This window comes from Flintibacter sp. P01028, from assembly GCF_041925235.1.
GTDB lineage: Bacteria > Bacillota > Clostridia > Oscillospirales > Oscillospiraceae > Lawsonibacter > Lawsonibacter aceti.
Map to the genome: position 1 here is coordinate 656,094 of NZ_JBHEVC010000001.1, position 17,596 is coordinate 673,689.

17 protein-coding genes are annotated in these 17,596 nt (G+C 50.9%); 3 read left to right on the forward strand and 14 right to left on the reverse strand.

Going from position 1 to position 17,596, the window contains the following annotated elements:
- Positions 1-187: 187 nt before the first annotated feature.
- Positions 188-1,519, forward strand: a complete 1,332-nt coding sequence (locus ACEVJK_RS03225) for an MATE family efflux transporter (RefSeq protein WP_374739947.1) — start codon at positions 188-190, stop codon at positions 1,517-1,519.
- Between the two features lie 68 nt (positions 1,520-1,587).
- On the opposite strand, the gene ACEVJK_RS03230 is transcribed toward ACEVJK_RS03225, so the two are convergent.
- The 6 genes from ACEVJK_RS03230 to ACEVJK_RS03255 form a co-directional block, all read right to left on the reverse strand.
- The gene (locus tag ACEVJK_RS03230) at positions 1,588-1,827 is read right to left on the reverse strand and encodes a hypothetical protein (protein ID WP_147571016.1); all 240 of its coding nucleotides are present in this window, start codon (positions 1,825-1,827) and stop codon (positions 1,588-1,590) included.
- 477 nt (positions 1,828-2,304) lie between these two features.
- Positions 2,305-2,481: a ribbon-helix-helix domain-containing protein gene (locus ACEVJK_RS03235; RefSeq protein ID WP_147571017.1), complete on the reverse strand. Its 177-nt coding sequence runs from the start codon at positions 2,479-2,481 to the stop codon at positions 2,305-2,307.
- Positions 2,482-2,683: 202 nt separating this feature from the next.
- Complete coding sequence (locus ACEVJK_RS03240) at positions 2,684-2,863, reverse strand: hypothetical protein (RefSeq protein WP_147571018.1); 180 nt, start codon at positions 2,861-2,863, stop codon at positions 2,684-2,686.
- A gap of 408 nt (positions 2,864-3,271) precedes the next feature.
- Positions 3,272-5,056 (reverse strand): sigma-54-dependent transcriptional regulator, encoded by a 1,785-nt coding sequence (locus ACEVJK_RS03245; RefSeq protein ID WP_186852186.1) that lies wholly within the window; start codon positions 5,054-5,056, stop codon positions 3,272-3,274.
- On the reverse strand, positions 5,040-5,948 hold the full coding sequence (locus ACEVJK_RS03250; protein ID WP_240286840.1) for an AraC family transcriptional regulator: 909 nt from the start codon (positions 5,946-5,948) through the stop codon (positions 5,040-5,042). The genes ACEVJK_RS03245 and ACEVJK_RS03250 overlap by 17 nt, the downstream gene beginning before the upstream one ends.
- Before the next feature lie 128 nt (positions 5,949-6,076).
- A complete protein-coding gene (locus ACEVJK_RS03255) occupies positions 6,077-6,466 on the reverse strand; it encodes a hypothetical protein (protein WP_262669480.1) in 390 nt (129 codons plus the stop codon).
- 267 nt (positions 6,467-6,733) lie between these two features.
- On the opposite strand from ACEVJK_RS03255, the gene ACEVJK_RS03260 reads away from it, so the two are divergent.
- Positions 6,734-7,633: a dihydrodipicolinate synthase family protein gene (locus ACEVJK_RS03260; RefSeq protein ID WP_262669479.1), complete on the forward strand. Its 900-nt coding sequence runs from the start codon at positions 6,734-6,736 to the stop codon at positions 7,631-7,633.
- 17 nt (positions 7,634-7,650) lie between these two features.
- The gene (locus ACEVJK_RS03265; RefSeq protein WP_186852190.1) at positions 7,651-9,177 is read left to right on the forward strand and encodes a UxaA family hydrolase; all 1,527 of its coding nucleotides are present in this window, start codon (positions 7,651-7,653) and stop codon (positions 9,175-9,177) included.
- Between the two features lie 71 nt (positions 9,178-9,248).
- Here ACEVJK_RS03265 and ACEVJK_RS03270 read toward each other — a convergent pair whose 3' ends face one another.
- From ACEVJK_RS03270 to ACEVJK_RS03305, 8 genes are all read right to left on the reverse strand, one after another.
- On the reverse strand, positions 9,249-9,995 hold the full coding sequence (locus tag ACEVJK_RS03270; RefSeq protein ID WP_340405309.1) for an HpcH/HpaI aldolase/citrate lyase family protein: 747 nt from the start codon (positions 9,993-9,995) through the stop codon (positions 9,249-9,251).
- 284 nt (positions 9,996-10,279) lie between these two features.
- Complete coding sequence (locus ACEVJK_RS03275; RefSeq protein ID WP_207721900.1) at positions 10,280-11,311, reverse strand: tripartite tricarboxylate transporter substrate binding protein; 1,032 nt, start codon at positions 11,309-11,311, stop codon at positions 10,280-10,282.
- 29 nt (positions 11,312-11,340) lie between these two features.
- Positions 11,341-12,861, reverse strand: a complete 1,521-nt coding sequence (locus ACEVJK_RS03280) for a tripartite tricarboxylate transporter permease (protein ID WP_186852191.1) — start codon at positions 12,859-12,861, stop codon at positions 11,341-11,343.
- A gap of 15 nt (positions 12,862-12,876) precedes the next feature.
- On the reverse strand, positions 12,877-13,401 hold the full coding sequence (locus tag ACEVJK_RS03285; protein ID WP_186852192.1) for a tripartite tricarboxylate transporter TctB family protein: 525 nt from the start codon (positions 13,399-13,401) through the stop codon (positions 12,877-12,879).
- A gap of 38 nt (positions 13,402-13,439) precedes the next feature.
- Entirely contained in the window at positions 13,440-14,732 is a 1,293-nt protein-coding gene (locus ACEVJK_RS03290; protein ID WP_186852193.1) for a lactate racemase domain-containing protein, read from the reverse strand.
- A 24-nt stretch (positions 14,733-14,756) separates the two neighbouring features.
- On the reverse strand, positions 14,757-15,506 hold the full coding sequence (locus ACEVJK_RS03295) for a hypothetical protein (RefSeq protein ID WP_340405311.1): 750 nt from the start codon (positions 15,504-15,506) through the stop codon (positions 14,757-14,759).
- Positions 15,503-16,492, reverse strand: coding sequence for a hydroxyacid dehydrogenase (locus ACEVJK_RS03300; protein ID WP_262669477.1), 990 nt, complete (start codon positions 16,490-16,492; stop codon positions 15,503-15,505). The genes ACEVJK_RS03295 and ACEVJK_RS03300 overlap by 4 nt, the downstream gene beginning before the upstream one ends.
- A gap of 12 nt (positions 16,493-16,504) precedes the next feature.
- The gene (locus ACEVJK_RS03305; protein ID WP_186852196.1) at positions 16,505-17,587 is read right to left on the reverse strand and encodes a PdxA family protein; all 1,083 of its coding nucleotides are present in this window, start codon (positions 17,585-17,587) and stop codon (positions 16,505-16,507) included.
- Between the last annotated feature and the right edge of the window lie 9 nt (positions 17,588-17,596).

A 17,596-nucleotide genomic window follows, 5' to 3' on the forward strand; every position in this document is an offset into this window, starting at 1 on the left:
TGGCCCCTTGAACCCCCCCCTTGACAACCCGCTTTTCTCTCGGTATAATCCTTTCGGTCACTCGGAGGGTACGCCATTCGACAGAAGAAATGGTACGCTGGATAAGGTGACGGGCTGAAATGCCCGTTGGCTTATCCGGCTTTTTTGTTGTCCTTCGGACCGATCTCACAACTGGGAGTGATCTTCTGTGGACCTGCTGACAGGAAATGTAAAAAAGCTCTATTTCCGGTATCTGGGCGCCGCCTTTGGCAGCGCCATCATCTCCTCCATCTATGGGCTGGTGGACACCGCCATGGTAGGCCAGTACCACGGCCCTCAGGGGGCGGCGGCAATGGCGGTGGTGGCCCCGGTGTGGAATATCATATACAGCCTGGGCCTGCTGGCTGGCATCGGCGGCTCCGTGCTGTTCAGCACAGCCCGCGGCCAGGGCCAGAGCCGGCAGGAGCGGGAATATTTTTCCGCCGCCCTGCTGGGCGTGTCCGGGCTGGCTATTATCAGCTGGCTGGTCATCTTCCTACTGGACGCCCCCCTTCTCACCCTGTTCGGGGCTGACCAGGCGCTGCTCCCCCTGGCCCAGGCCTATCTTCTTCCGGTCAAGTGGGTCGTGCCTGTCTTTCTGTTTAACCAGATGCTGGCCGCCTTTCTCCGCAATGACGGAGACCCCGGCCGGGCGGCGGCGGCCGTCCTGTCCGGGGGTATCTTCAACATCTTTGGGGACTACTTTTTTGTCTTTGTGCTGGATATGGGTATCTTTGGGGCCGGGCTGGCCACCGCTATTGGCTCGGTGATTTCCCTGCTGGTAGCCCTGACTCACTTCCTGTCCCCAAAAAACACGCTGCGCTTCCTGTGGCCCAGCCGCCTGCCCCAAAAGCTCCGCGCCATCCTGGTCACCGGCTTCTCCACCTTTTTCATCGACATCGCCATGGGCATCCTCACCACCCTGTTCAACCGGCAGATCATGTCCTGCCTGGGGACAGACGCCCTGGCGGTATACGGCATCATCGTCAACGTAAGCACCATTGTTCAGTGCTGCGCTTACAGCGTGGGCCAGTCCGCCCAGCCGATCCTGTCCATCAACTTCGGCGCCCACCAATGGGACCGCCTCCGCCAGACGCTCCGATATGCCTTGTGGGCCGCCGCCTTTTTCAGTCTGGCCTGGACCGCCCTGATCTGGGCGGCTCCCAATGGGTTTGTCCGTATCTTCATGGACGCCGGGCCGGATATCTACGCCATTGCCCCGGCCATCCTCCGGACCTACGGCCTGTCCTTCCTGCTCCTCCCGCTGAATATCTTTTCCACCTACTACTTCCAGTCCCTCCTGCGCCCCGCCGCCGCCTTCTTTGTGTCGGTGGCCCGGGGGCTGGTCATCAGCGGCGGGCTGATCCTCGCCCTCCCCGCCCTTCTGGGGCCGGAGGCGGTATGGCTGGCTATGCCGGTGACCGAGGGGGTAGTGGCCCTGGCGGTCGTCCTTCTGATCCGCCGGTACACCGGCGGCCTGGGGAGGGCGGAGGTGGGCTGACCCTCTCCCCGGCACAAGGGAGGCGGCCGCCCGATGGACAGCCGCCTGATGCCCTTTGCCCGTTCCCCTTAGTCCTGGGCGGGGGCGCTCCCCTTGTGCTCCGCCTGACACAGCTCTATGCAGGCATAAAATTGGGTGTGGAGCCTGTCGTACATCTGGTCCAGGTAGTCCCAGAGGGCATGAAATCCGCTGGACAGATCGCTGTCCTCCCGGTCCACCGCCAACGACATGACCCAGAGGGCGCAAATGCCGTCCCGCAGGCGGTTCATCGGGTCCTCCATCTCAAAGAGGACCTTATGCAGTTCCATCTGAAAACCTCCTTGTGTTTCCCCCGGAGGTGTGGTATCATAGATTTGCCAGACCTTCGGGGATGGTGTTTGTGGGGTGTTGGTGTGCTTGTCAGGTGGGCCAACACCCTATTTTATTTTCTCATAGACCTCACGAATCCCTTGACGAATCACATCCGCCTTTGTCATGCCGGTTTTCTGGCAACAGATCTCCAGCAACCGGATATCCTCGTCTGACATGCGGATTCTTGTTTCGTGATTCTTTGGCTCCGATGTCGGCCTTCCCCTTGGTGACAAATTTTTCGCCTCCTTTTTGTATCACCAAAATAATTTTAATATATGGTGATACAAAAGTCAAGTATTATTTTTCTGTTCTCCTATCTGCCTGCCATCGTGTCCTCCTTGTATTTTCCCTGGAGGTATGATATCATAGATTTATCAGACCTTCGGGGATGGTGAGGGAGTAGTCGTTGACACTTGTCGGGTGAGCGGCTACTCTCATTTTTTAAGGCTCTTTTCCACCAAATCAATTCCCTTTTCGATGACCTCGGTCCGAGATATTTGAAGCTTTTCCGCACACATTTTCAATTTATCAGCGGTTTCCGGCGTCAATCTCACACCGAGGTTCACACTTTTGGTAATCTCTTTGGGCGGACGGCCAGTCCGTGGAGACATCTTCTCACCTCACTTTTTGCTCCTGCAATAATTATATTATTGTATGAGCAGAAAGTCAAGTATTATTTTTTTGTTCTCCTATCTGCCTGCCATCGTGTCCTCCTTGTATTTTCCCTGGAGGTGTGGTATCATAGATTTACCAGACCTTCGGGAATGGTGTTTTAGGAACAGTCCGTGACTTTTTGAGGGTGGCGGGCTGTTTCTATTTTTCTTGGTAAAGTTCCTCATCCAGCTTTTCACGGAACCATTCTGTTCTTCCGATCCCCTTTTTTGCCAGCTTCTGGTCCAGCTGTTCCGCCTTTTCCCGGTCGACCATGAATACAAGCTGCTTCATGTTCTTCCGCCGCTCTCTGAAGTACTCTGCCCTGCTTTTATCAGCCACATATTTACCTCCTTTGTAGCTAACTACATTATATACTTGTAGTTAGCTACTTATCAAGAGTTTTTTTTGCTGTGATCTTTTCTTCTATCTTCTTTTTGCCCCTTTTCATAATAGGTGCTGTCAGCAGGAGGCCCACGGCAGGTAGGGCATGACCGCCGGGCACGCCCAAAGCACGGTCCAGAGAGAGCGGCGCGCCGAGGTCGCCGCGCTCTACCCGCAAATCGTGACATTTCCCCTAAAAGGAGCTTATCATCATGAGGCCGTTTTGATCCGTTTTCCCTTTCCCACACAAAAAGCACCGTTCCGCAATTACGGAACGGTGCTTTTATAGATAAAATTACCTTTTGTATTCAAACTCCAGGTCGTACATGGACACGATATCCCTAACAGCTTGATCACCAGTTCTCCTTAGTTCTTAAGCATTCTCCACAGCGTGGTTCGGCTGATTCCCAGCCTTTCCGCTGTTCGGCTCTGGTTTCCGTTCTCCCGCTCTAAAGTCCGCAACACAATGTCCCGATTGATCTCCTGCAATGTCCGGTTTAAATCCAAGGGCGCCTCAGTATCCTCCCCCCTGTCCCCTACCGGCACTACAGAGCCTTCCCGTTTCAGCACCTCCTCAACAGCTTCGGCGGTGATATAAGGCTGTTCAGTCATCATGGCCAGTTCTTTTACAATACGCTGGAACTGAGAATAATTTCGCGGCCAGTCGAATTTTTGCAGCTTTCGCATCGCCTCTGCCTCTATACCCGATACCTGCTTGGTCATAGTGGTATTCAGATGGCTGAGATACATATTGACAATGGCCGGAAACTTCTCGACTCGCTGACGCAGCGGGGGCAGATAGAGGGTAAGACAACTCAGCACCTCAACAAACTCTACCCCGGCGTCAGGCATTGCCTCGTCCTTTTTGCACACACAGGAGAATATGAGCCGGTTCATCTTATGCACGTTCATGGCAATAATGTTAGCCAATAGCTGCCCCCGCTGGTCCGAGGTGAGCACGTCTATATTTTTGATAAAAATGGTACATTCGCTCCTGGTCAATGGCGAATTATGGTGGTTCATCAGATAGCTCCACCCCTTTGTATTTAGCAGGAAGCAGTCTACCACCACCAGCGGCGAATCCCACCAGTCGCTCTGCAGGTACAGATAATTGACGGCCTGCTCTTTGCATGTCCCCTCCTCGCCAAATACCATAACAGGCTGGCTGGTACGGTTGATGTTTTGGATCGTATGATACAGATCTCTCAGCAGTCCTACCACTGAGTACAGGCTGCCCGAATACTGCTCTTCCACCTCAGATTGGCCCGAATAGCGGATGCCACGGCGGATATCCGACAGCGGCACCTGACTTTCGGAGAAATAGTAGGCGGTATAATGCTCATTGCCCACAGTTTCTCGGTGTGAGCGGATAGAATATTGAATATTGTCTATCTGCTTCAGGATGTGCTTCTGACTGTTTGTTTCGCCTCGAAGGCTTTCTTGACGCAGGTAGTCTATAATAGCAGTGCCGCTGTCCTCGATGGTGGAGAAAAACAGTTCCCCCTGGTCATTAAACACTACGGTTTGATTGATCTGATTCCAAATCAAGCTCCGCAAAAAACGGTTCTCTGCCCTGAGATTTCGGTAATTCCCGTACAGTTGAATCGTCTGGGTAAACGCCATACGCACTCCCTCTGCTCCAGAGGTGATAAGCACTACATCCAGTCCCAGCTGCATTGCCGTGGTGTGCGCTACCATATCACATAGGATGGCCTGGGTCCCCTTTTCTCGGATAGACTGTAAGACAGGCTCAACCTCCGCAGCGTTGCGAATAGTATAGATGTCGATTTGGTATTGCATCACCTCACACAGCAGCCTTGCGCTTGTGGTCACATTGGGAAAACCTACAATCGCATAGTGGTCTGATACCTGCTCCGCCAACTGCATTGCCCGGAGCAGGTCGAAGGGCAGAATCGGAATCTCAATAACCGGAAGATCCAGCCGTTCTCGAAGCATGGTAGCGGTCCCGCCCCGGGAGATAATGACATCATAATCGTTATAGAAATTCCGGCGGGCCATCTCTACCCCCTTCTGCAGATCTCCTACATAAACTGTCAAGTCGATGTCCTGATACTCCTTGGAAACCTCCAACATTAAGGGGCGCATCTCCGAATAAGGGGCTATGCCCAGCAGTCTAATTTTCTGTTCCATCGACGATCCTTTCTGATGGTTCCGATCCAATACCATTACGTAAGGGGATCTCAAATTCTCCCTCCGGCGTATTTTGGTTATAAATCACATTTACAGGGCGGTCCGACTTCACCCGATCAATATACTCTGAAGGAGGAATCCCAGTCATTTGTTTAAACAGGCGACTAAAATAATGGATACTCTGATAACTCAGTTTTTCAGCGATCTGGCTCACATTTAATTCTGAGTAAAGCATCAGTTCCTTGGCCCTCTCGATCTTCCGGTGGTTGATATATCGGTTTGGCGGCACTCCCACTCGTTCCCGGAAAATTAGCCGGAAATAGTTTGCACTATATCCACATCTGGCTGCCAAATCCTTCACCCATAGCGGACTGTCAATATTCTCTTCAATCATCTGGAGGATCTTCCGCATTTCCGGATCTTCTCGCTGGGCAGCTAGATCATACAGCTGCCAGTTCTCCATCTCCTTGTGTTCCCATCTCATCAAGGAAATAAGCAGTTCATACAAGCGCAGACTAATTACTTCGTCATAATCCTGATTCTGGTTGATCGCTTCCTCAAAAATATCTCGCACCATGCTCCCTACAGGCTCCACTGTGGACGCGAAGAATAGTGGTAACTTTTTCACCCGCTCTTCCAACTCCCTAGAGCAGGTAAATTTCAAATCCAGGCAGCAGGAAGTGTCCAGGCTCGTGATAGAGTGGCATATCTCTGGTGGAACCAGAACCAGGCTTCGTGGTCCGGTTTCAAATCGTTCCTGCCCAACCCGCACACAAGTGTGTCCGCTCAGACAATATATATAATGAAAAAAGTTGTGCCTATGGGGCTCGATATACTGCCCTGCCATCTTTTTGTTTTTTACTACTCGGTGAACTGACACATCGTTGCGCATAAAATTACTCCCATAGGTCTTTCTACTGATCATACACTCTTAAAACATTTGCTTGTCTCCCCAAGGATCCGCAAGTCTGCAACAGAAATATTCAAGCCATTCCTGACCGCTGTAATATTTCTTCTTATTCACTCTTGGATCCCAGAGATCTCCTCAGGCCGGATATTGGTTACCTGGCCATAGATACACAGAGCATCCAGGAATCCTCCTTCATCATATCCAAACACATGCCACTCCAGCTCTGGAAAATGCATTATATCTCCCGGGCAGAGCCACTGTTGATGTTCTAAGCTGTCTGGCCCACTCCCCCATTTCACATATGCCCTCGCGCAGTCCAGCACTACTACAGACTCCTCCGCGTGGTTATGAGGGGCCATAGGGCCGCTGTCTGCGCAGTAACGGCAGTAACTTACAGTCATTTTCGCGCTGGCTATGGCGCTGTCTTTGCCTACGGCATTTTGTACTACCCGTCCTGGCAGACTAGTTCTGAAAATCTCATCTCTATGCTTAAAATCCATCTGTATTACCTCCTGATTTTTTTCATAGGCTTTTTTCTTGTGGCGGTGACATTACAGGAAATCATTATAGTCAATGCACGCTTTTATTGTATTTATCTTTTTCGCCTGTACCCGTATCCTTTTCAACTTTTCCATTTTCACTGGTACTAATCCTACCGTTCTGATAATAGATAGAGCGAAAAGTATAAATGAAAGAGTGCTTTATATCAATACTTTTCTCTTGTCTATCCTTATACTGGATACATCAAATATCAGGAGGTATTCCTTATGAGCAAGAAAGAGATTATCGGCGTCATTCCGCCGATCATTACTCCTATTGACGATCAGGAAAAGGTAGATGAAAAGGCTCTGCGGGCCCTAATTGACCACTGTATCAACAACGGTATCCATGGTATTTTTGTGTGTGGATCAAACGGCGAATGTATGGCTTTGACACAGGAACAGCGGGATCGAGCCATTCAAATCACCTTGGACCATTGTGCTGGCCGAGTACCTGTTATTGCCGGTTGTATGGACTCCAGTACCCAGCGCGCCATAGAAAATGTAAAGCGTTTTGAAGATATGGGTGGCCAGACTGCTGTGATTACTCCTGTGTTCTATGCCCGTCACGCAACACAAGATGAAACCGTCCAGCATTTTGAGCAAATCAGCCGCAACACCAGCGCAAATCTGATGATATACAACATCCCGCCTTTTACCGGTCAGTTGCTTACAGCAGATACCATCATCCAGTTATCTAAAATAGACAAGGTCATCGGTGTAAAAGACACATCTGGTAATTATCCTCTTTTTATCAAGCTGCTTAATCACTTTAAAGGCACAGATTTTCTAGTACACCAGGGCTCTACAAATCTGGCAGTCCCCAGTATGCTTATGGGAGCCGACGGGTATATCCCTTCTCTGGCCCCCCTGTTTCCAAAGGCTCACATCAAACTGTATGAATATGGAAAGGCCGGTAATATTTCGGAAGCCATGAAATGGGGCGCCATTGTAGATGAGATCTGTAAGCTTTACCCTATGGCGAAGAGTCAGACCGCTTCCACCAAGTACGCCATCAGCACCCTCGGCTTTGCCAGCGAACGGGTATGCCGCCCCACTGAACCTATCACTGTTGAGGAGCGAAAGCGCATCGATGCCCACATTGCCACGCTGAGGCAATATATGTAGAAACGGGGGTGAGTGACATGGCCGACAACTTCATCCTGATTCATCTGGATCCAGCCGACAATATAGCAGTGCTCCGTGCCGCAGCGGAGGCTGGCACTGTACTTACCCCAGATGGTCTGACCATCCGGCAGGACATCCCTATCGGGCATAAGGTGGCCATACGCCCCATCGCCCAAGGTGAGCCAATCTTAAAATACAATACAGTCATCGGCTATGCTTCCCAGAATATCTCTCCTGGAGATCATGTCCATAACCACAACATCCGTTTTGATACCATCAAAGAAGTCTACCATTACTGTGCTGATTACACCCCAGTCCCCATTCTACCGGCCCAGGAACAGCGTACTTTTCTGGGCTATGTGCGGCCTAACGGGCTAGTCGGCACACGGAACTGTATTGCTGTCACCGTATGTAGCAATTGTGCCGCAACCGTGGCCAGAAAAATTGCCAACCACTTTACCCCAGAGATATTGTCCGCTTATCCCAATGTAGACGCCGTGGTTCCCCTCATCACATCTTCCGGTTGCGGTCTGGAGAAGTCCGGTGACCCCATGATCTATTTGCGCCGGGTACTGGGCGGCCTTATCAAGAACCCCAATATAGCAGGTGCCCTTGTATGTGCCCTGGGCTGTGAGTCTAACAATATCGACAACTTTTTTCAGGAAGCAGGTCTAGTCCCCAGTCCCACACTGGGTCGCTTGGTAATCCAAGAGGAGGGCGGCTCCCGAAAATCAGTGGAAAAGGGCATCTCTATGGTAGAGGCCATGCTTTCCCTCGCCAATCATTCTGTTCGCCAGGAGGTACCTGTTTCTCATCTGAAGGTCGGACTGGAATGTGGCGGCTCCGACTCTTTCTCTGGTTCCTCAGCCAATCCAGCGCTGGGCAAGGCAATCGATCTTCTGATCCAGAACGGCGGTACCGCAGTCCTCACAGAACCCACCGAGCTACTCGGTGTGGAAGGAGCACTGGTCCGACGCGCCAGATCTCCCCAGGTAGCGCAAAAGCTCATCGACATCATGCGGTGGTGGCTGGACTACTGCCGTGGAAAGGACTCTCAAATCTATGGCAAAGTTACCCCCGGCAATAATGCTGGCGGCATCACCAATGTCCTGGAAAAAGCTCTTGGAAGCGCAAAAAAAGGCGGGAGCACCCCACTCAACGATGTAGTTGGCTATGCGGAACCTGTTACCACTCCCGGCCTTAACATCATGAACTCTCCTTCTTATGATCCGGTATCCGCTGCAGCCATGTTTTCCGGCGGCTGCAATCTTTGCGCTTTTACCACTGGCCGGGGCTCCTGCTATGGCAGCCAGCACTTCCCCACTCTAAAGATTTCTTCCAATACCCCCCTCTATCTCCGCCAAAAGGATGATATTGACCTCAATGCCGGCGCTGTTATCGATGGGGAAAAAACTTTGGAGCAGATGGGGCAGGAAATTTTCGATGCTCTCATCGAAGTGGCCTCTGGGAGGCGAACTAAAAGCGAGCTGTTCGGAATGGGTGGCGATGAGTTTATCGTTTGGTGGCTTGGCATCACCGCTTAACTCAGTCCCAGCATATAGAATGCCAAACCTGCTGGAAGGGGAAATCGGCCAAGCCGGTTTCCCCCATTTTATCAATCCAGACTTCTGGAAATGTCCCTCATCTCTTTCCCCTGGCCATTCCAGAACTCCCGCAGCTTTGCCATCTGATCTCCAAGGCTGAAATGCCGGACGCCCAAGTCGATGTAATACTGGGCCTCTGCGGGCGAATTGATCTCACATCTCGGCTGAACACCATGCCGCAAGGCCGCTGAGATGACCTGTCGTTCAGCCTGCTTAAACTCCTGTGTATGATCCGCTCGATTCCAGCCACGGCTCATGCAGTAGTCCGCCGGGCCAAATTGCACCATATCTACGCCTGGGATATCGCAGATCTCCTCAATCCGTTCCACAGACTCCCGCTTTTCGATCATGAAGCATAGTACAATATCGTTAAGCCGTTGAATATGCTCCAACTGGGATACTCCATTCGGGCTGCTGATGAATCGCCGGTTTGGACATCCATATACGCCATCTGTGCCTTCTACCAACGGACGGATGGCTCTGACAGAAGCATACACATCCTCCGGAGTCCGGCAATCAGCAAAATTGACCCCTTGGAATCCAGAGGCTACCGCCTTTTGTGACACATAAAATCGATTTTGAAAATCCACCTTTATCATAGTGCCCATTTCATACAGTTCAGCTGCCCGGGCCATGTTCTCCAGATCCATCTGTGTGAATGGAGCGTATTCCGCTACAAATTCCATGTAGTCAAAGTTTCCGCAGGCACCTAAAGTTTCGGTGAAGATCGGCCAAGTGGACCACATACGAGTACTCACCGATGTCTTTCCTTCCTGTAAGATCCTGCGCAGTTTGTTTTCTCTCATCATTTCTTTTCCTCTTTCCCATAGAACGCAAGACATGTAAGCATACTACTATTACAGCGGGCCTGCCAGCGGTAAAACCATGCGGCTGTGTCTCGCTCATTCATATCCCCAATGGCATTTTTACCATAGCTGACAGCACTGGGATGATATCTAACCGACCAGGTGTTCAATCACTTTTATACAGGAGGGGCCCCCGCTTTGGCGGGGGCCCCTGTTGTTTATTCGACGGCCTCGAATCACAGGAAGGGCACAAAGCTTTGGAACAGGTCACGCTGCTCCTTCAAATTCGCAAGGGTTTCCTCCACGTTAAGTACAAAGGGATTCTGGAAGCAGTAATCATTCACCATTTGTTTCCAATCGTCCGTAGCGGTAACGTCTAGGATGGCGGCATTCATAGCCTCAACAATTTCAGCAGGAGTCCCCTTAGGCGCCAGAAGAACATACTCCGTATCTAGCTTCAGCTCAGGGATCAACTCGCTGGCCGCAGGCTGATCTGGGATCAGGTCAGGGGCCTTGGAAAGTACGGTGCATAGGCTCTTCAGCTGACCGTTCTCAATATAGTCAGCCGCAGTGGAATAGGGCAGGGAGGTAGCGTCGATCTCGCCGCCCAACAGAGCAGTCAGACGAGTGGCGCCATCGCCTGCGTCAATAATATTGAATTGAGCGCCACCCAGGTTGGCCAGAACACAGGACAGAATGTATACGCCACCGCCGGTAGAGATGCCCAACTTGATCTGACCAGGATTGGCCTTGGTGGCTTCGATCAGTTCCTCCAAGGTATTATAGGGGGAATCCGCGGGAACAACGATATTCTCACCGGACTGCATTCCATACACCGCTACTGGCTCAAAAGCATCATAGCCGAAGTCCACCATGCCGGTCGCTTCGTTGCCGTTTAGCGCCGCAGTATTAGTGGCAATAAAGGTGTAGCCGTCGGTCTCGCCATCCTTATATTGCTGCATACAGGTAGCGCCGTTGGCGCCGGTCACATTGGTGACGACCACAGACACGCCCAACTCACTTTCCAGCGCAGTGGCCAACTGACGCCCCATATAGTCAGTATCACCACCGGCTCCGTGGGTCATATAGATGTTGATCGTCTTGTCGGGCCAACCCTCCGCAGCATTGGGATCGCTGGGAGCATTTGAAGTAGAGGCGCTGGTAGTGCTCTTGTCATCCCCCGAAGAGGGTGTTCCAGGATTGGCGCAGCCGGTAGCCATAACCAGCACCATAGCTGCACTCAGCATCAGAGAGATCATTCTTTTCATCTTGTTCTTCCTTTCTTTTTGGCTTTTATTTATTCATCACCGCTGGCAGCCATCTTGATAGCCTCAGCTTCTTCTGCACGTTTCGCGTCTTTCAGGTTCGCACGGGCAGAGAAGATGACCACCAAGACCGTCGCAATGATCAATACACAGAAAATCGGATGATTCCAGAAGGGATCGCTAGAGGCCAGCTGAGATACGCGGCGCAGGTTCTGCTCAAAGGTCGGGCCTAAAATAAATCCAAGGATCATAGGGACCGTTGGGATCTTGGCTTTTACGAGCAAATAGGACATCAGGCCAAATAAAACCATGGCATAGGTATCAAAGAGCATATTGGCGTTTCCGATAGCGCCAATGGCGCATAGCACTACAACCACCGGAAGCAAATAATTCTTGGGTACTTTTAATACAGATATGAAAAATCGCATACCCAGCATCATGAACACCAGCATAAAAATCGCGGCTAATACCATAGCAAAGAAGATCGCATAGACCACCACGCCGTTCTTCTCATAGATCAGGGGCCCTGGCGCCACATTATGCACCTGGAGTCCACCTAGTAACATTGCGGTAACAGCATCGCCGGGAATACCCAGGGAAAGGAGAGGGATCATAGCGCCGCCTATCGTTCCATTATTGGCGGTCTCAGAGGCTACCACGCCATCCATGATACCTGTCCCGTACAGTTCGCGGCGTTTAGAGGTGTTCTTGGATACAGTATAGGAGATCATACAAGACACACCGCCACCGATGCCTGGCAGAATTCCAATGCCGACACCGATCAGCGCGGATACAATGGCGTTTGGAATATTACTCACAAACTCCTTCATAGAGAAGCCAACGCCCCTGATCTTTACGTCCTGTCGAATGGTGTAATCCTGTTTTTGGCGCACTGTTTCGGCATAGGCCATGACCTCGGAAATGGCAAACAGACCGATTAACAGAACTACAAGGGCAAAACCGTTGTTCAACTGATACATACCGAAGGTAAACCTAGGCTTGGAGTCAATGGGCGAAAGGCCAACTGTAGCCAGCAAAGCCCCCAGCACAGCGGAAATCAGGCCCTTCGGCATATCATGTCCTGTAAGGGCGACAACCATGGACAGGGAGAAAACAGCCAGGGCACAATACTCATATGCCTGGAACTTAAGCGCAAAGTCACACAGCACAGGAGCCAGTACCACAAGCAGGCCAATGCCAATGACGGTTCCAATAAATGAGAACACCACACCGGTGCCTAGCGCTTTGCCTGCCTCGCCCTTGTCTGCCATTGGTTTTCCATCAAAACAGGTGGCTACAGAGGAAGGTGTACCGGGAATATTCAACAGAATAGCGGAAATCAAGCCGCCGGAAATACCGCCAATGTAAAGTGCCATCAGCATCGAAATACCTTCCGAGGCTGTCATTGAGTAAGTGACCGGCAGGAACATAACAATAGCCATGGTGGCGGTCAAGCCTGGGATGGAACCAAAGATGATACCCACCACTGTACCTATGGCTATTAGAGCAATAGTCATGGGCTGAAGGACTTCCATTAAGCCTTGAACAATCATTCTTTTAGCCCTCCTTTACAGTCCGAATATACTCAGGAGTCCAATGGGAAGTAGGACATTCAGCATGTATCTGAAGATATAGAACAGGAGACAGCCTGTAATAATAGCTGTAATCGCTGCGGGCAGCACATTCTTTTTCCGATGTTCGCCCGGAGTAAGCACCAGGATCTGTACAAATACATACAGGATTGTAGTAGGTACAAACCCAATGGGCCCCATTAATCCCACATACAGGCCCAGAGCCACGAAACTGACCACAACCTCTCGCTTCTCGACCAATGCTGCTATCATAGAATTTTTTTGCGTCACACCGCCTTCGGCCTTATAGGCTTTGCGCTTCTTCATCCCTCTTACAATCAGCCACAGACTCAACACCAGCATGGCCCCACCCCATAGATAAGGCACAAAGTGGTTAGTCAAGGGAGTGGCTCCCAGGCCGGTGAAAGTGGGGATCCCAGGGATATTGAGCAAATACCATATCGAGAAAATAAAAATTACCGTACCGGGGATAATATCCAGCCTATACTTGCTGTTTTTCATATACCCTTTTCTCTTCCTTTCTGATCAATCTATCCTGTTTATATCAAATCCAGCAAGTTGCCCTTCTGGTCAAAACGCAGGGGTCTCGCTTCTTCTAATATCTCAATATCTTCTCTGCCTCTCATCTGCTCCAGAAGCGTTTCAGAAATCATGATCGTTTCCAGGGACAGCGTGTTTTTGATATAAACCATCCGAACATGATTCTTGTCCGCTTTTGTCAGCGTACGTACCGCGACTTGAAGTGCCATTTTGTCGTCCTCCAGCACCATCGGAATCTTTCCCACACCCAGCACAGTCGAGGTGATCATGTTGAAATAGGTGGCATTGGTATCTAGCTTTTCAAACACGCGCTTTGTCGTCGTGTCCGCATTTCCAAGTCCAATATAGCTGCCGTGACTTTCGGGGGAGATGTCCAATACTACTACCCTCTCTTTTTTAATACCGCCAGTAGCATAAGGCGTCCCAAAAGTCCCTGTCACATTAGGATCCATGCCGCTGCCTGAAAAATTTTTCCCAATCTCTCTCACCAGCAGCACGTCCGTTTCCGGCATTAGAAGCCGGGGAAGGCGGCTTTTAGCAAAAAGCAGCAGTTCGGGCTCTTTGTCAAAGATTTCCTCCGCGGGAAGGACCTCGATCCGGCAGGTCTGATCAAATTCATTTTCGATAGTACCTACGCCAAAAATTATATTGGTGTGATCAAAAATCACCTTGGCATATTGTGGAAGCCGTTCCCCCATCCATTGAAATCCCGCCCGGTGCAGGGAGTCTGCTCCCTCACGTTTTCCCATACCAATGGCCATCATCTTGACCAGGCCTGACTCATAAGCTCCCCGGAATGCTGTATGGGCTTTGATCCGCCCCACAACGATGACTGCGTCCGCCTCATACGCAAAGCGATCCACTCGCACTTCATCGCCGTTGGAGAGAGAACCCACCTGCACAGTTTCCATACTGGAGAAGATGGGGCATCGACAGGCCTCCTCTGTAATTCCATAACTCTCTAGGATCTCCCGTTGTCCTTCCGCCGTAGCACCTCCGTGACTACCCATCGCTGGTATGATATAGGGATGAGCGCCTTGCGCCCTCACATAGTCAGCCAATTCCCTCAGGATCAGCGGCATATTGGCAATCTTTCTACTGCTGCCGGTGAGAACCACCCGCATTCCAGGCTTAATACGGGACCGCAAGTCCTCTCGATCCAGCTTTTCCATCAGATAGGCAGCAACATCCTCTATTCCATCTCTGGGGAATTTTTGTCTAATCATGGCCATTCGCGGCAATTCTACATCTGCTAGCACCGCACGAAGACCAGATTGTTCTTTAATTTCCATCGTATTTTCCTTTCCAACGGCAAGTCACATCTCTTCCCTCTTGTGCAAGCGAACCAACTGAAGCGCCCACCCCAGCTCTGGAAGAGGGTTATACGTTATGCTGCGCTCCGTGATAGGCATCAAAGGATTGATCCGATATCCGAGGAATCGCCCCCGCAGAATCAGTTCCAGTCTGTCCCCTTTTATGCAAAGAAATAGGCCATTGGCCGCCATAGATCCAATCTGTTTAATCAGCTTCTTTTCCTGTTTGGGCAGTTCCGGCATTTCCTCTCCCTCTATCCAAAGGGGGACAAATTGAATCCCCGGATAGGTTATCCTGATATAGCACCCACTGAGCATAGCGTTCAAGCCATTTTCCACAACAGGAAACGTCACATCTGCCAACTCCACCTGGATGTCTCCCATTTGGCCCCGGACTAGCTCTCGGCTCAAAAAAGCTCGTCCGCTACCAGAGCAGCCCAAACCGCCCGACAGAACCGCGGCCTGGTCCACGCCGTCTTTAGGGCTGTACTCAAATTGGTCCAAGCAGGCGCAGACAGCATAGGTCAAGATGGCCCCACGGACGCACCCAATATATCGGCGGTTCAGCGGCCTGACCAGCAGCAGGTAGACAGCCAGCAGAATACCTGCCACCATATAGCCCATCGGCCCGATCCCTACCAAGAAAAGCGCAACTCCCGCAATGAGAAGAGCCAGAAAGTACAGCAGATTTGCCGCCATCATGATCAGCCGTTTTCGGCTCAAATTCTTTATAGCTGTTTCTATGGGACTCATACCTGGGCCCAATCTTTGCCTGCCCATCTGGGATGATCATATGCTGCTTTGTCTGCTACATACGGCCATTTCTCCCCTCGGCATACTGCCAGACACCCCTTAACGCACATCTGCGCCATCTTAATGACTGCCTCCCGGGTCTGGGCGGCTGAGTGGGGGCTGAGGACCAAGTTTGGACAGGTAAGCAGTGGATCATCTGCCCTGGGTGGTTCACTACAGAACACATCGGTACCTGCCCCAGCGATAACACCTTCTTTTAAAGCTTCCACTAAATCAGACTCATTGACGATCCCTCCCCGGCTACAATTAATAAGTAGAGCTGTCGGCTTCATCATAGACAGTTGTCTCTTAGAAATCATGCCTCGGGTCTCCTCTGTAAGAGGGACATGGATAGTAACTACGTCGCTGATTTTCAGCAGATCTTCGTAATTTTCATAGTAGTCAGCTCCCAAAGCCTCAATCTTTTCTTGTTCCAGGAAGGGGTCATAACCGGCCAGTTTCATGCCGCAGCCCCGGCATATCTTGGCAGTTTCCCGGCCAATGGCGCCTAACCCAATTACGCCAACTGTTTTTCCTTCCAACTCAAAAGCCTTCTTGGCCCCACGAATCTCCCAGTTACCCGTGCACATTTCGTTTTGCCCCTCTATTAAATTTTTAGACAGGGCAAATATCATGGCTACAGTATGTTCGGCTACACTTCGGTTGTTTGCCCCCGGAGTAATTACAACCGGGATGCCCTTTGCGGTCGCAGCTGCTATATCTACTGTGTCATAGCCCACTCCGGTCCTGCCGATAACCTTCAGGTTGGGGCTATGCTCAATAGCATGTCCATCACATTTGGCGATTCTGACAATAAGTGCATCCGCATCCCGCATTTGGTCCAAATAGTTATTAGGGTCCTGGTCATCTGCCACATAGATGTCAGCTGTATCCTTCAGCAGCTCCATCCCCTCTGGACAAACAGCCTGGGTCATAACGAATTTCATAGGGTCCCCTCCTTACCTTTTCTTATGGTTCGCCAGAGTGATTGCATAATCCATGGCGTTGACCAAGCTCAACTCATTTGCGTGTCCGTTACCTGCATGGCCAAAGCCAGTACCATGGTCCACACTGGCCCGGATAATAGGAAGTCCCAGAGTAACATTGATTCCCGCTACAGCATCCCAGTGCCTCTCAGCTTTGTTATAGACAAATCCCTTCACTTTCAGGGGGATATGGCCTTGGTCATGATACATGACTACAACAATGTCATACCAGCCGCCCAGCGCCTTCGAAAACACGGTATCAGGCGGTGTAGGTTTTTTCTCAGGAATCCAGATTCCTTCAGCCATGGCCGCGTCAACAGCGGGCTGTATCTCCTCAATCTCTTCTCGACCGAACATCCCGTTCTCCCCGCAGTGAGGATTTAAGCCTGCCACGCCGATCTTAGGCTTCTCAATTCCTAAAGCTTTACATCCCTCATTAGCAATGCGGATACATTCCAGTACCCGCTCCTTTTTCACAAGATCGCAGGCCTCTCTCAGGGAAACATGGGTCGATACATGAACCACCCGCAGGTCGTTATGGGCCAGCATCATAGTATACTTGTCAGTTTTGGTATAGTCAGCATAAATCTCAGTATGACCGGAGTAGTGATGACCGGCCATATTGATCGCTTCTTTGGCTAAAGCATTAGTAACAGTAGCATCTATCTCGCCCGCCATGGCCATTTGAATCACTTTCTCCACATACCGAAAGGATGCCTCACCACCTAACCGGCAAGCGCCTATGCCGAAAGGTTGCGGCACATCCTGGTCAGCAGTATCTGGAATTTGATCTACAGCTACTAATCCCAGGTCTAGCACGTCGATAGTTCCATATGTAAACTTGGCTTCTTCCACACACTTGACTGGGTTAAGGGTCAGCGTGGCGCCTCTTACTTTCTTGGCCACCCGAAGGGCATAGTCCATGCTGCTCATATCCCCTACAACCAGGGGCCTGCAGCGGTCATAAATGCCCTTGTTCGCCAAGGCCCGGACCGTAATCTCCGGGCCATTGCCGAAGGGATCCCCCATTGAAATACCCAAAATCGGTCTGTCCATTTTCTTCCT